The sequence below is a fragment of the Geodermatophilus sp. DF01-2 genome (assembly GCF_004571065.1).
Classification (GTDB): Bacteria; Actinomycetota; Actinomycetes; order Mycobacteriales; family Geodermatophilaceae; genus Geodermatophilus.
Genome location: NZ_SPQN01000027.1, coordinates 15,534 through 28,052, shown reverse-complemented (window position 1 = coordinate 28,052; position 12,519 = coordinate 15,534). Strand labels below are relative to the sequence as shown.

Below are 12,519 nucleotides of genomic sequence, written 5' to 3'. Positions count from 1 at the left end.
AAGGAGAACCGTTGACCAGATCCTCCCGGCGCCTGACCCGGCTCCTCGCCGCGGCCACCGTCACCTCCGCCCTCGCCGCCTGCGGTGGCGGTGGCGACGGCGGCGGCGGTGGCGGTGGCGGTGAGAACGAGGCCTCCGACATCGGCGTCACCGCGGACACCATCCGGATCGGCTCGCACTATCCGCTGACCGGCGTCGCGGCGCCCGGCTACAGCGAGATCCCGACCGGCGCCCAGTGCTACTTCGAGTTCGTGAACGACGCCGGCGGCGTCTACGACCGGCAGATCGAGTTCATCTACCGCGACGACGCCTACAACCCGACCCAGACCGTCCAGGTGGTCAACGAGCTCGTCCTGCAGGACGAGATCTTCGCGATGATGGGGGGTCTGGGCACCCCCACGCACCGGGCGGTGCTGGACTTCCTCAACGGCGAGGGCGTCCCCGACCTGTTCGTCGCCTCCGGATCGCTGCTCTGGGACAACCCGGAGGAGTACCCGTACACCTTCGGCTGGCAGCCGGACTACGAGATCGAGGGCAAGTTCATCGGCAACTACATCGCCGAGAACTTCCCCGACGCCCGGGTCGGCCTGTTCCTCCAGGACGACGACTTCGGCGAGGACGGCAGGGCCGGCCTCGAGGGGTACATCGAGGACCAGATCGTCGCCGTCGAGACCTACGTGCCGGGCAACACCGACGTCGGCCCGCAGATCGCCGCGCTGCAGGCCGCCGGGGCCGACCTCGTCGTCAGCTTCAGCGTGCCGAGCTACACCGCGCTCGGGCAGCTGGCCGCCCTGCGGCTGGGCTACCAGCCGCAGTGGTTCTACTCCAACGTCGGCTCGGACCCGACGCTGGTCGGCTCGCTGCTGGCCAACTTCTCCGAGGGCGCGGTCAGCGACGCCAGCCTGCTCGACGGGGCGATCACCACCGAGTACATCCCCACCGTCGACCAGACCGACAACCCGTGGGTGCAGCTGTGGCAGCGGGTGTGGGACGAGTGCTCCACCGCCGAGGGCGAGCTCACCAACTTCCGGATCTACGGGATGAACCAGGCCTACACCACGGTGCAGGCGCTCCAGGCCGCCGGGCAGAACCCGACCCGGGACGGCCTGGTCGCGGCCGTGGAGCAGGCCGGCGGTGACTTCCAGGGGTCGTGGTACGCGCCGTTCCGTTACTCCGCCGACCGGCACGCCGGCATCAGCGGCATGCAGGTCAGCCGGATCACCGGGAACACCTCGGAGGAGCTGACGCCGGTGCTCATCACCGACAACGGTGAGGACGTCGACATCGAGGAGTCCGACAACGAGCCGACCACTCCCCCGGAGGACGGCATCCCGGACGTCGAGCCGGTCGAGTAACCCAGCAGCACCCCGGCGGGCCGCCGGTCTCCCCTCGCGGAGGCCGGCGGCCCGTCGCCGTCCGGGCCCCACGGGACCGCCGGAACACTTAGAGGCCGAAGTGTGCGGTGACGATCATGGGGTAGGAGCCGCCCCGGCGCGCACGGGCGCGCGTCCCGGCTGGATGGGAGCAGGCATGGTGCGCGCGGCACGGACGATCCGACGGGCGGTGGTGACCGGAGGAGCCGGCTTCCTCGGCTCCCATCTCTGCGAACACCTGCTCGAGCGGGACGTCGAGGTGGTCTGCCTCGACAACTTCCTCACCGGCTCCCCGCAGAACGTCGTCCACCTGGTGGAGCACCCCGGTTTCCGGCTGGTCCGCTGCGACGTCACCGACTACGTGCACGTGTCCGGCCCGGTGGACCTCGTGCTGCACTTCGCCTCGCCGGCCAGCCCCCTGGACTACCTGAAGATGCCGATCGAGACGCTCAAGGTCGGCAGCCTCGGCACCCTGCACACCCTGGGGCTCGCCCACGAGAAGGGCGCCCGGTACGTGCTCGCCTCCACCTCCGAGGTGTACGGCGACCCCCTGGTGCACCCCCAGGGCGAGGAGTACTGGGGCAACGTCAACCCGGTCGGCCCGCGCGGCGTCTACGACGAGGCCAAGCGCTTCAGCGAGGCCATGACCACCGCCTACCGGACGTCGAAGGGCACCGACACCGGCATCGTCCGGATCTTCAACACCTACGGCCCGCGGATGCGCCCGGACGACGGCCGCGCCATCCCGGCGTTCGTCGCCCAGGCGCTCTCCGGGCGCCCGTTGACCGTCGCCGGCGACGGCTCGCAGACCCGGTCGATCTGCTACGTCGACGACACCGTGCGCGGCATCCTCGCGATGGCCTTCTCCGGGGAGCCGGGCCCGGTCAACATCGGCAACCCCGACGAGCTGTCGATGCTGCGGCTGGCCGAGTGGATCGTCGAGCTGACCGGGTCCTCGTCGGAGATCTCCTACATCGACCTCCCGGTGGACGACCCGAAGGTCCGCCGTCCCGACACCACCCGCGCCGAGCAGCTGCTCGGCTGGCGGCCGACGGTGTCTTCGGAGGAGGGCCTGCGGCGCACGGTGGCCTGGTTCGCCGAGCAGCAGGAGACCGTCGCCGTCCGGGCCGGGTGATCCACGGGGGGTCAGCGATCGCATCTACTGTGTAGTGGGCGGTCGCGGGGTCGCCGGAGACCCTGACCACGTCGACGGGAGAGCTGCACACGATGGGCCGCCACGCCGCCAGCTCTGCCGCGCGGTGGCCGGTGCAGGTCACGCCCCAGGTCCTCGTCGCGCTCGCGGTGGCCGCGGTGGTGCTGCTGGCCGGCGGGCTCACGTGGTGGGTCGTCGACGCCGGGAGAGGCGAATGCGAGCGCACCGAGGTGGTGCGGGTGACCGTGACTCCCGAGCTCGCCCCCGTCGCCGAGCGGGTGCTCGCCGACGCGGAGGGGCTGCGGCCCGAGGACTGCGCGGACGCCGAGGTGACCGCCCAGCAGCCGGTGCAGACGGTCGGCGACCTCGGCGCGCTGGACGCCGCGGACCTGCCGCACCTGTGGGTGCCCGACTCCTCGCTGTGGACGACCCGCACCGCAGAGGCCGACCTGGAGGCCGCCGCAGCCGCTGGAGCTGGACCCGGCGGAGATGCAGGCGCTGCTCGCCCAGCTGGCGGAGCTGGCCGCGCCGTCCCGCATCCTCACCGTCGTCGACGTCTCCACCTCCATGGAGGCCCCGGCGGGCGACGGCACGCGGGCCACGCTGGCCCGGGACGCCGCCAAGAGCACGCTCACGCTGGTACCGGGCGACTTCGCCCTGGGGCTGTGGTACTTCGCCGCCGAGCTGGACGGCGACCGCGACTGGACCGAGGCGGTGCCCACCCGCCCCCTCGAGGCCGAGGTCGACGGCAGTACGCAGCGCGCCGTGCTCGGCGAGCAGCTGGAGACGATTCCCGACCGGCTGAGCCCCGGGGGCACCGGCCTCCACGACACGACGCTGGCAGCGGTGCGGGCGGCCCGCTCGGACTTCGACCCGACCGCGGTGAACAGCGTGCTGGTTGTCACCGACGGCACGAACGAGGACGACGGCATCGCCCTGGACGAGCTGCTGGACACGCTGCGCGCGGAGGCCGACCCCGACCGGCCGGTCAAGGTCATCGGCGTCGCCCTCGGCCCGGACGCCGACCTGGGTGCGCTCGATCAGATCGCCGAGGCGACCGGCGGCGCCGCCTACTCCGCGGTCGACCCGACCGACCTGCAGACGGTTCTGTTCGACGCCCTCCGGCAGCGCTGAGGATCGAGGGCGCCGCTGCGGCGCCCGGCCGGGCACGGCAGCCCTCTCCCCCAGCACGCTCAGGCGCTGAGTGCAGCTGCACTCAGCGCCTGAGGACGCCATGACCCACACCCCGGGTGTGCGCCTTCGTGGGGGTGGAGCCCCGGGCCGCCGAGTGGCCGAGTGGCCGGGCGCCGTCCCCGACCGCCGCCGAGTCCCGCCAGCACCTCGACACCCGCGGACGCTCTCCCCTGCCTCGCATGGTGAACAGGGGAGAGCGCCGACAGGAAGAAGGTCAGGTGCGGGCCAGCAACCCGTCCAGGGCTGCGGTGACCTCGTCGACGGTGACCTCGTCCAGCGCCGGGTCGAGCTCGGCGCTCCACGGGTCGCCGGTGCCGTCCCCGTGCCAGAGGACGACGTGCTGCGGCCGCGGCGGCGGACCCCACAGCGCCGGCGACACCGGCCCGAACAGCACCACCGAGGGACGGCGGTAGGCGGTCGCCAGGTGGGCCATGCCGGTGTCGCCGCTGACGACGACCCCGGCGCCGGCGACCACGGCGGCCAGTTCGAGGATCGTCGTCCGGCCGGCCAGGACCGCCTCCTCCCCCAGCCCGGCACCCTCGGCCACCGCACGGGCCAGCGCCACCTCGGCCGGGCCGCCGGTGACGCGGACCTCCAGTCCGCGGGCGGCCAGGTGCCGGGCGACCGCGGCGAACCGGTCGGCGGGCCAGCGCCGGCCCGGGAACGCCGCCCCGGGGTGCACCAGGGCCACGCCGGCGGGCGCCGGTGCGGGCACGTTCGGGACGGCGAGGTCGAGGGCGTCCGGGTCGGCGTCGACGCCCAGCCCCTCCGCGACCAGTCGGCACCAGCGCCGCACCTCGTGCTCGTCGGGGTACCAGGTCGGGCCGGGGTAGCCGGGGCTGGCGAAGGTGAGCAGCCGCTCGGGGTGCAGGTCGGCCACGACGACGTGCGAGGCCGGGCCCTTGCCGTGCAGGTCGACGGCGAGCTCCGGCGGGGGGCCGGCCCAGTCCAGCGGCTCGAGCTCGCGGGCGGGCAGCACCTCGTCGACCGCGTCGACCAGCGCGGCCAGCGGCTCGAGCGCCGCGGTCGTGGCGAGCACCAGCCGATGGTCCGGCACCGCCGCCCGGACCGCCCGGATGGCCGACACCCCGGTCAGCAGGTCGCCGAGCCCCAGCGGCCGGAGCACCACGGCGGTCGGCCGGCCCCGCTGCAGGGGCCCGCGCCGAGCCTCGACCGGCCTCCCTGCAGAGGCCCGCCGCGAGCCTGCGAGTGGCGGAGGGAAGGGGGGTCCTTCAAGGGGGGCGAGGGGGTCCTTACTCACACCCGGGAGCGCTGGACCAGGGCCGTCGTGGAGTGCCCGTCGAGGTAGGGCAGCACGACGGCCTGGCCGCCCCAGCGCCGCAGCACCGCCGCCTCGGGCAGGTGGGCGCCGGCGTAGTCGCCCCCCTTGGCCCACACGTCCGGACGCAGCCGCTCGATCACCTCGGCCGGGGTGTCCTCGCCGAACACGACGACGGCGTCGACGAACTCCAGCGCCTCCAGCACCCGCGCCCGGTCGGCCGCGGTCACCAGCGGACGCGACGGGCCCTTGAGCCGGCGCACCGAGTCGTCGGAGTTGATGCACACCACCAGGCAGTCGCCCAGCCCGCGGGCGGCCCGCAGCGTCGCGACGTGGCCGGGGTGCAGCAGGTCGAAGCAGCCGCCGGTGGCCACGACGGTGCCGCCGGCGGCGCGGACCCGTGCGAGCACGCCGTCCACCCCCGGCTCGGCCACCACGTTCGGCCCGGCAGCCGTGTCGAGGTCCCACGCCGAGGCACCCCCGCGGGCCACGAAGGCCGAAGCATTCGCCACCGCGGCCGCCACCGCCTCGCCGGTCACCGCACCGTCGGCCAACGCCAGCACCGCTGCCGCCGCGAAGGAGTCGCCCGCCCCGCACGGGTCGCCGCCGGTCACCGGCACCGCCGGCACCACCATCGGCGCGCCCTCGCCGTAGGAGAGCAGCACCCCCCGAGCACCCAGGGTCACCGCGACCGCGCCGACGCCCCAGTGCCGGATGAGCGCCTCGGCCCGGGCGCCGACCGCGGCCAGGCCGTCGCCGTCGGCCACCACCCCGGTGGCCGCCGCCACGCGGGCGGCCTCGACGCCGTTGGGCGTGACCAGGCGCACGCTCGGCACCGGGTCGGCGCCGCGGGGGTGCGGGTCCCAGACGACCGGCCCGCCGGCTTCGGCCAGCACCGCCCGCACGGCGGCGTCCGCCGTCGTCCCCCGGCCGTAGTCGGCCACCAGCACGGCCGCGGCGTCGCGGATGGCCTCCGCGGCCTCGGCGGGCAGCGCACCGAGTACCGCCACCGGCGCGCCGCTGTCGATCCGCACCACCGAGTGGTCGCCCACCCGGACCCGCCGCTTCACGGCCGTCCCGCCGCCGGAAGGGATCTCGACCAGCCGTACGCGACCGGCCAGGAGGGCCCTCAGCCGGTCGGCGTCCCCGTCGTCGGCCATCGGCGTGACCAGGACGACCTCGCGGCGGGTGGCCCGGGCCGCGATCACCGCTGCCAGTGCCGCGCCGCCGGGGCGCTCGCGGGTCTCGACGTCCTCCACGACCGGCACGGGCGCGTCCGGGGTGAGCCGGGACGCCGTGCCGACCAGGTCGACGTCGAGCAGGGCGTCCCCGACGACGACGATTGCTCGCCCACCCACCCCGCTCACGGGGCGGCCTCCAGGCGGGTCGCGGAGGGCACGCGCGCGGGCTCGGCGAGCACGGCGGCGTCGAAGGACGCGCAGACCAGGTGCAGCGCGACCAGGTGGCACTCCTGCACGGTCGCCGTCCACGGGGAGTCGATGCACACCGCGTCGTCGGCTGCGGCGGCCAGCGGGTTGGGCGCCGGGCCGGTCATCGCGAGCACGGTGATACCGCACTCGCGGGCCCGCCGGGCGGCAGCGACGGCGTTGGGGCTGCGGCCGGAGGTCGACAGAAGCACCAGCACGTCGCCGGCCCGCCCGTGGGCCTCGACCTGGCGGGCGAAGAGCTCGTCGGCCGGGTAGTCGTTGGCGATGGCCGTCAACGACGACGTCTCGGCGGTCAGACAGATCGCCGAGAACGGCGGCCGGTCGGCCCGGTAGCGGCCGACCAGCTCGGCGGTCAGGTGCTGCGCCTGGGCCGCGCTGCCCCCGTTGCCCGCGGCCAGCAGCCGGCCACGCGATTCTCCGGACAGCACGTCGGCGATCTGCCGGCCCCAGCCGTCCAGCGTGTCGAGCTGTCCGTTCAGGGAGCCGAGGGCGGCGGTCAGCGACGCGACGTGGTCGGCCCCGGTGAGGTGGGTGCAGGTGTCCGGCGAGACGACCTCGCCGGCCGAGTGGGGAGCCTCGGACAGGGGGGCAGGGCTCATCGGGCGACCTCCACGGGACGGCGGCTGGCCAGGACCTGCCGGTAGACGGTGTCGGTGTCGGCCACCACCCGGGCCCACCGGTAGCGGTCGCGGGCGCGACGCACCCCGGCCGCCCCGTAGGCGGCCCGGCGGGCGTCGTCGACCAGCAGCGCGGCGAGCACCTCGCCCAGCCGGGCCGGGTCCCGGGGCGGGACCAGGTCGCCGGTGACGCCGTCGGCGACGGAGTCCTGCAGGCCGCCCACGGCGGTGGCCACCACCGGCCGTCCGCAGGCCATGGCCTCCAGCGGGGTGATGCCGAACGGTTCGTACCAGGGGACGGCGAGCACCACGTCGGCCGAGCGGACCCACGCCGGGACGTCGGCCCGCGCCACCGCGCCGGTGAACACCAGCCGGTCGGCGACGCCCAGGGAGGCGGCGACCTCCCGCAGCCGGCGCACCTCCGGGTCGTCGTCCAGCTGCGCGGCCGACGGCCCACCGACGACGACCAGCTCCACGTCGGGGACGGCGGCCAGCGCGCGGACGGCGTCCTCCTGCCCCTTGCGCTCGACCAGCCGGCCGAGGACCAGCAGCCGCTTCCGGTCGCCGCGCGGCGCGACAGGGCCGCGGGGGGTGAAGACGGCGGTGTCCACGCCACACGGCACGATCGACACCCGATCGCTGTCCAGGCCCAGCCGGCGCAGCTCGAAGACCTCGTCGGAGCAGGTGGCGATGACGTGTGCGACCGTGCGACACAGTGACCGCTCCCGGTCCACCCGCTGCGGCGGCGAGGTGTCCGCGGCACCCTGGTGCCGGCGCTTGACCGACCCGAGGGCGTGGAAGGTCTGCACGATCGGGATTCCCGCCCGCCCCGCGCCGGCGGCGGCGACCGCGGCCAGCCCGCTCATCCAGAAGTGCGCGTGCACCAGGTCCGGCGGGCGCTGCGCCCACTCCCGCCGCAGCACCGAGGCGAACTCGGGCATGTGCCGCAGCAGGTCGTCCTTGGGCAGCACCCGCGCCGGGCCCGCGGTCACGTGCGCGACGTCGTAGCCGTCGGCGGTCGTCATGCGGTGGGGCTGGTCCGGGTCCTCCCGGCGGGTGTGCACGGTGACCTCGTGCCCGCGCCGGGCCAGGCCCGCGGCCAGCGCGGCGACGTGCACGTTCTGCCCGCCGGCGTCCACTCCGCCGATGGCGGCGAGCGGGCTGGCGTGCTCGGAGACCAGGTCGAGCTTCATCACCGGGTCACCTCCTCGAGTAGTGCATCCCAATCCCCCAGGAACCGGTGGAGCCCGTACCGCTCCAGCGCAGCGGCGCGAGCCGCCTTGCCGGCCAGCCGGGCGGCGTCCTCGTCGTGCAGGTACGTGCGGACGGCCGCCCAGAGTCGCTCCGGACGGGTGGAGAGGACACCCGCCTCGGCCGGCACCGCCTCGACCGCCTCGGTGGTGGCCAAGGCCACCACCGGCAGGCCCAGGTGCATCGCCTCGAGCAGGGAGAGCCCGAGAGAGGTCCAGCGGACCGGATGCACGTACACCCGGCGACGGGCGAGCTCGGCGTGCATCGCCGCCTGCGGCGGGTCGTCGTGCAGCGCGACGCGGTCGGGGCCGAGGCCGTACCGCTCGTACAGGCCGGCCAGGCCCATGCCGAAGACGTCGACGGGTGCTACGGCAGCCAGCCCGGGCAGCAGGTCGGCGCCGACCGTGCGGCCGCGACGGACCGGCTCGTTGGTGACGACGGCCGCGCGGGCCAGCTCACCGGTGTAGCGCTCGCCGGGGTCGACGACGCCGTGCTCGATGACCGTCGTCGGTGCGCGACCGTTGTCGTAGAAGAGCTGGTTGAAGTGGGTGACGTGCGCGATCGGGATGTCCGACCGGTCGGCCAGCGGATGGCGGGTGTGCGGAACCGGTCCGTCACCCGGCTCCAGGCCGGGCGCGTTGTGCTCGAGGAAGACGGCGGGCAGATCACGGCCGGGCTCGCGGCCCAGCCACTCGCGCACCAGCTCCAGGTCGCGGGTGCGCTGCAGGACGACGGCGTCGACGTCCTCCTCACGGAGGATTTCCGGGGTCACCTCGCGGGCCGACGCCGGCCAGTCCCAGGTGCGCGCGCGGCCGAGCCCGTCGGGGCCGCGATCGGGGGTGACCGGCAGCAGGTACTCGTGCCGGCCCTGGACGAACGCCGTCGTCCACGAGCCGTGCACGTGCCAGAGCAGGACCTTCACGCAGCGAGCACCTTCCCGACAGCCGCGACGACGTCGTCCGCGGTCACCGACGTGAGGCAGGGGTGGCCGGGCACCGGGCACTCGCGGGCCCGGGTCAGCCGGCAGGGGGCGTCCTGGTCGCCGAGCAGCACGGTCGGCACCCCGTAGGGCGCCCACCGCGCCGCCGGGACGACCGGGGAGAACAGCGAGACGACCGGCGTCCCGACGGCGGCGGCCAGGTGCGCCGGGCCGGTGTTGCCCACGACGACCGCGGCGGCGCCGTCGAGCAGCGCCGCCATCTGGACGAGCGAGGTGTCCCCGCCGAGGTCGACGCCCCGGGTGCCGGCGACGGCCGCGGTGAGCTCCCGTTCCCCCGGACCGCCGGTGACCAGCACCCGGTGACCGGCGTCGGCCAGCGCCTCGACCGCCTCGGCGCAGCGGCGCACGGGCCAGGCGCGGGCCGGGACGCTGGCGCCGGGATGGAGCACGACGTATCCCGGCGACGGATCCACCCCCGTCCCACGTGCCAGCTCACCGCGAGTACGGGTGTCACCCAACCGGGAGAGCACGTCGGCTGCTGCGGGCAGGGGTCGGCGCACGGCGAGCCGGCCGTCGTCGCCGGCCGGCAGGTCGAAGCCCGCGGCGCGGGCGAGGGACAGGGCCCGCTCGGGCTCGGGCAGGTCGTCGCGCACCCGGTGGCGGACGTCGAGCAGCGACCCGGGGTAGTCGACGCTGATCGCGGAGATCCGTGGCACGCCGGCGGTGCGCAGCACCAGCGCCAGGGGCAGGGGCGACTGGTGGAAGGAGGTGGAGACGACCGCCTCGTCGGGCGCGAGGGCGCGGACCCGGTCGGTCAGCGCGGCGAGGTCGGCGGGGTCGACCGGCGGCGGGTCGCCGAGGATCCACGGGCAGGACCAGGTCCACACCTCGTCCACGCCGGGCAGCAGGCCGGCGGCCTCCGCGCCGGCGGGACCGGCGAGGAAGACGACCCGGTCGGCGCCGGCGGCCACGGCCCGCACCAGCGGCCCCTGGACGAGGACGTCGCCGACCGAGTCCAGCCGGGCCACGAGGACCGTGCGGGCGCTCACCACCGACCCGCCAGGAGGTCGTCGACCGCCTCGGTCAGGGTGGCCGCCCGGTGGGACGCCGCGCTCACCTCGGCCCGCCGCGTCACCGGGGTCGGGACGAGGATGCTCGAGGCACCGGCGGCGGCCGCGGCCTCGACGTCGGCGCCGATGTCCCCGATGACCACGCAGCGGGCCGGATCGACATCGAGCTCGGCGCAGGCGGCCTTGACCATCCCGGGGGCGGGCTTGCGGCAGGTGCAGCCGTCGTCCGGGCCGTGCGGGCAGACCTGCACGGTGTCGAAGGGGCCGAGCAGGTCGCCGAGCCGGGCCATGCAGGCGTCGACCTGGTCGCGGGTGATCAGCCCGCGGGCGACGCCGGACTGGTTGCTGACCACACCGACCCGGACCCCACGGGCGCGCAACGCGTCCACCGCCTCGCGCGCCCCGGGCACCGGCGTCACCAGCGCCGGGTCGCCGTTGTACGGATAGTCGCGCACCAGGGTGCCGTCGCGGTCGAACAGGACCAGGTCGGGCAGCCCGCGCCAGGGCCGCACCCGCCGGTGCCGCACGGCGCCGCGGAGGAAGTGCCAGGTCGCCAGCGGGGGGATGAGCGCACTGGTGGCGAGCATGGTCGTGACCTCGGCGCGGTCGCGCGGGCCGGGCGCGATGCGGGCCCGGGCGAACTCCGCGGTGCCGGCGGCCCAGGCGAGAGCGGCCAGGGCCGCAGCCCGGGGACGACGCGCGACGGTGAGGCCGACGGCGGCCAGGGCGGCCGCGGCCACGGCCAGGTGCTGCGGACGGCGGCCCAGCGGAGCGTCGGCACGCTCGCGCCAGTCGCGCCCGTGCAGCCGCCGCATGAGGACGTCGTCGGCGTTGCCGGCCTGCACCCGCACGCTGACCCAGCGGTCGACCGGCCGCACCGGGTGGGTGATCCAGCGCTGCCCGCGGACCAGCCGGGCGCCGGTGTCCATGACCCGGAGCGCCAGGTCGGAGTCCTCGCGGAAGGCGCGGGGAAAGCGCTCGTCGAAGCCGCCGACCGCGGCCAGCGCGGCGCGGCGGTAGGCGAGGTCGGCGGTGATCCAGGAACTGGTGGCCAGCCCGGCGGTGCCGCGCTCCCAGTCCGTGGGCCGGCGGTCCTCCGGCAGCGGCACGCGAACCCGGCCCTGGCTGCCGGCGACGTCGCCCGGCAGGCCGGAGAGGTCCTCGGCCAGCCGCTGGTACCAGTCGGGGTCGGGCACCACGTCGTCGTCGAGGAAGGCCACCCACTCGGTGCGCACGCTGCGCCAGCCGAGGTTGCGCGCGCGGGCCGGGCCACCGCCGCCGGTGCGCACCACGCGGACGGGCGGCAGGCCCGGCCGGTCAGGGCGCAGGGGGTCGCCGGTGGGGCGGTCGTCGACCAGGACCAGCTCGGCGGGACGCGGCCCGGGGGCCTGGGCGAGGGCGTCGAGCAGCACGTCGAGGGACGGCCGGCCGACGGTCGGCACGACCACGGAGCACTGCCCGATCCCCACCTGCATGATCGCGTCCTGCCCTGCCCGACCGGACGGGAAACACTACGGGCTTGAAGTGTCCCCGGACGCGGTCCCGGACGCGGTGCGCCCGGCCCCCTGCACGGTCCCTGGCCCCGCTCCGAGGCTCGCGCCGAGCTTGCGAGGCGTGAGGAAAGACGGGTCCTTCGACGAGCGGTGAGGAGGACGGGGTCCTTCTTCTTCTTCTTCTTCAGCGGCGGGAGCGGGCCGCCGCGGAGACCCGCGCGAGCGCGTCGGTGACGACGGCGGCGTCGTCCCCCAACAGAGTGAGCAGGTGGGCCACCAACCCGTCGTGGGTGGGCCGGGCCTCCTCGACCTTGGCCCGCCCGGCCGGGGTCAGCCGCGCGTGCAGCAGCCGGCGGTCGCCGGAGGAACGCTCGCGGACCACCAGGCCCTCGGCCACCAGGCGGGTGACGGTGCTGGTCACCCCGGCGCGGGAGAGGCCCAGCGCCTCGGCGACCTCGCCCATCGTGGCCCGCTCGCCGGGCGCCTCGGCGATCCGCCGCAGCGCCTCGTAGCCGGTGAGCGAGAGGTCGTGCCGACGGTGCAGCGCGGAGTCCACGCGGCGGGTGATGCGGTCGTGCACCTGCACGATGCGCAGCCAGGTCTCGGCGGGGCCGGGCGCCGCTCCCGGGACGTCGGCCACGTCGCCGGGCACGTGCTCGGCGGGGAGATCCGGAGCGAGGGCGTCCTCGGGGCGGGGCACC

11 protein-coding genes are annotated in these 12,519 nt (G+C 75.8%); 3 read left to right on the top strand and 8 right to left on the bottom strand.

Features of this window, described 5'->3' with window-relative positions; translation table 11 throughout:
• Positions 1 to 11: 11 nt before the first annotated feature.
• From E4P41_RS09625 to E4P41_RS23145, 3 genes are all read left to right on the top strand, one after another.
• Positions 12 to 1,355: an ABC transporter substrate-binding protein gene (locus tag E4P41_RS09625; RefSeq protein ID WP_245177226.1), complete on the top strand. Its 1,344-nt coding sequence runs from the start codon at positions 12 to 14 to the stop codon at positions 1,353 to 1,355.
• Positions 1,356 to 1,530: 175 nt separating this feature from the next.
• Positions 1,531 to 2,508, top strand: coding sequence for a UDP-glucuronic acid decarboxylase family protein (locus E4P41_RS09620; RefSeq protein ID WP_135140934.1), 978 nt, complete (start codon positions 1,531 to 1,533; stop codon positions 2,506 to 2,508).
• Between the two features lie 507 nt (positions 2,509 to 3,015).
• Positions 3,016 to 3,660, top strand: coding sequence for a VWA domain-containing protein (locus E4P41_RS23145; RefSeq protein WP_245177225.1), 645 nt, complete (start codon positions 3,016 to 3,018; stop codon positions 3,658 to 3,660).
• Between the two features lie 274 nt (positions 3,661 to 3,934).
• Here the strand turns inward: E4P41_RS23145 and E4P41_RS09610 are convergent, their stop codons facing one another.
• The 8 genes from E4P41_RS09610 to E4P41_RS09575 all read right to left on the bottom strand — a co-directional run bounded on the left by E4P41_RS09610 (position 3,935) and on the right by E4P41_RS09575 (position 12,518).
• Complete coding sequence (locus E4P41_RS09610) at positions 3,935 to 4,849, bottom strand: glycosyltransferase family 9 protein (RefSeq protein ID WP_245177224.1); 915 nt, start codon at positions 4,847 to 4,849, stop codon at positions 3,935 to 3,937.
• 128 nt (positions 4,850 to 4,977) lie between these two features.
• A complete protein-coding gene (gene rfaE2, locus E4P41_RS09605) occupies positions 4,978 to 6,366 on the bottom strand; it encodes a D-glycero-beta-D-manno-heptose 1-phosphate adenylyltransferase (RefSeq protein WP_245177223.1) in 1,389 nt (462 codons plus the stop codon).
• Positions 6,363 to 7,046 (bottom strand): SIS domain-containing protein, encoded by a 684-nt coding sequence (locus E4P41_RS09600; RefSeq protein WP_135140932.1) that lies wholly within the window; start codon positions 7,044 to 7,046, stop codon positions 6,363 to 6,365. Before E4P41_RS09600 ends, rfaE2 begins: the two co-directional genes overlap by 4 nt.
• Entirely contained in the window at positions 7,043 to 8,257 is a 1,215-nt protein-coding gene (locus E4P41_RS09595) for a glycosyltransferase (RefSeq protein WP_135140971.1), read from the bottom strand. The genes E4P41_RS09600 and E4P41_RS09595 overlap by 4 nt, the downstream gene beginning before the upstream one ends.
• The gene (locus E4P41_RS09590; protein WP_135140930.1) at positions 8,257 to 9,237 is read right to left on the bottom strand and encodes a glycosyltransferase; all 981 of its coding nucleotides are present in this window, start codon (positions 9,235 to 9,237) and stop codon (positions 8,257 to 8,259) included. Before E4P41_RS09590 ends, E4P41_RS09595 begins: the two co-directional genes overlap by 1 nt.
• A complete protein-coding gene (locus E4P41_RS09585; protein ID WP_135140928.1) occupies positions 9,234 to 10,304 on the bottom strand; it encodes a glycosyltransferase family 9 protein in 1,071 nt (356 codons plus the stop codon). The genes E4P41_RS09590 and E4P41_RS09585 overlap by 4 nt, the downstream gene beginning before the upstream one ends.
• The gene (locus E4P41_RS09580; RefSeq protein WP_135140926.1) at positions 10,301 to 11,800 is read right to left on the bottom strand and encodes an HAD-IIIA family hydrolase; all 1,500 of its coding nucleotides are present in this window, start codon (positions 11,798 to 11,800) and stop codon (positions 10,301 to 10,303) included. The genes E4P41_RS09585 and E4P41_RS09580 overlap by 4 nt, the downstream gene beginning before the upstream one ends.
• Positions 11,801 to 12,002: 202 nt before the next feature.
• Positions 12,003 to 12,518, bottom strand: a complete 516-nt coding sequence (locus E4P41_RS09575) for a MarR family transcriptional regulator (RefSeq protein WP_135140924.1) — start codon at positions 12,516 to 12,518, stop codon at positions 12,003 to 12,005.
• Between the last annotated feature and the right edge of the window lies 1 nt (position 12,519).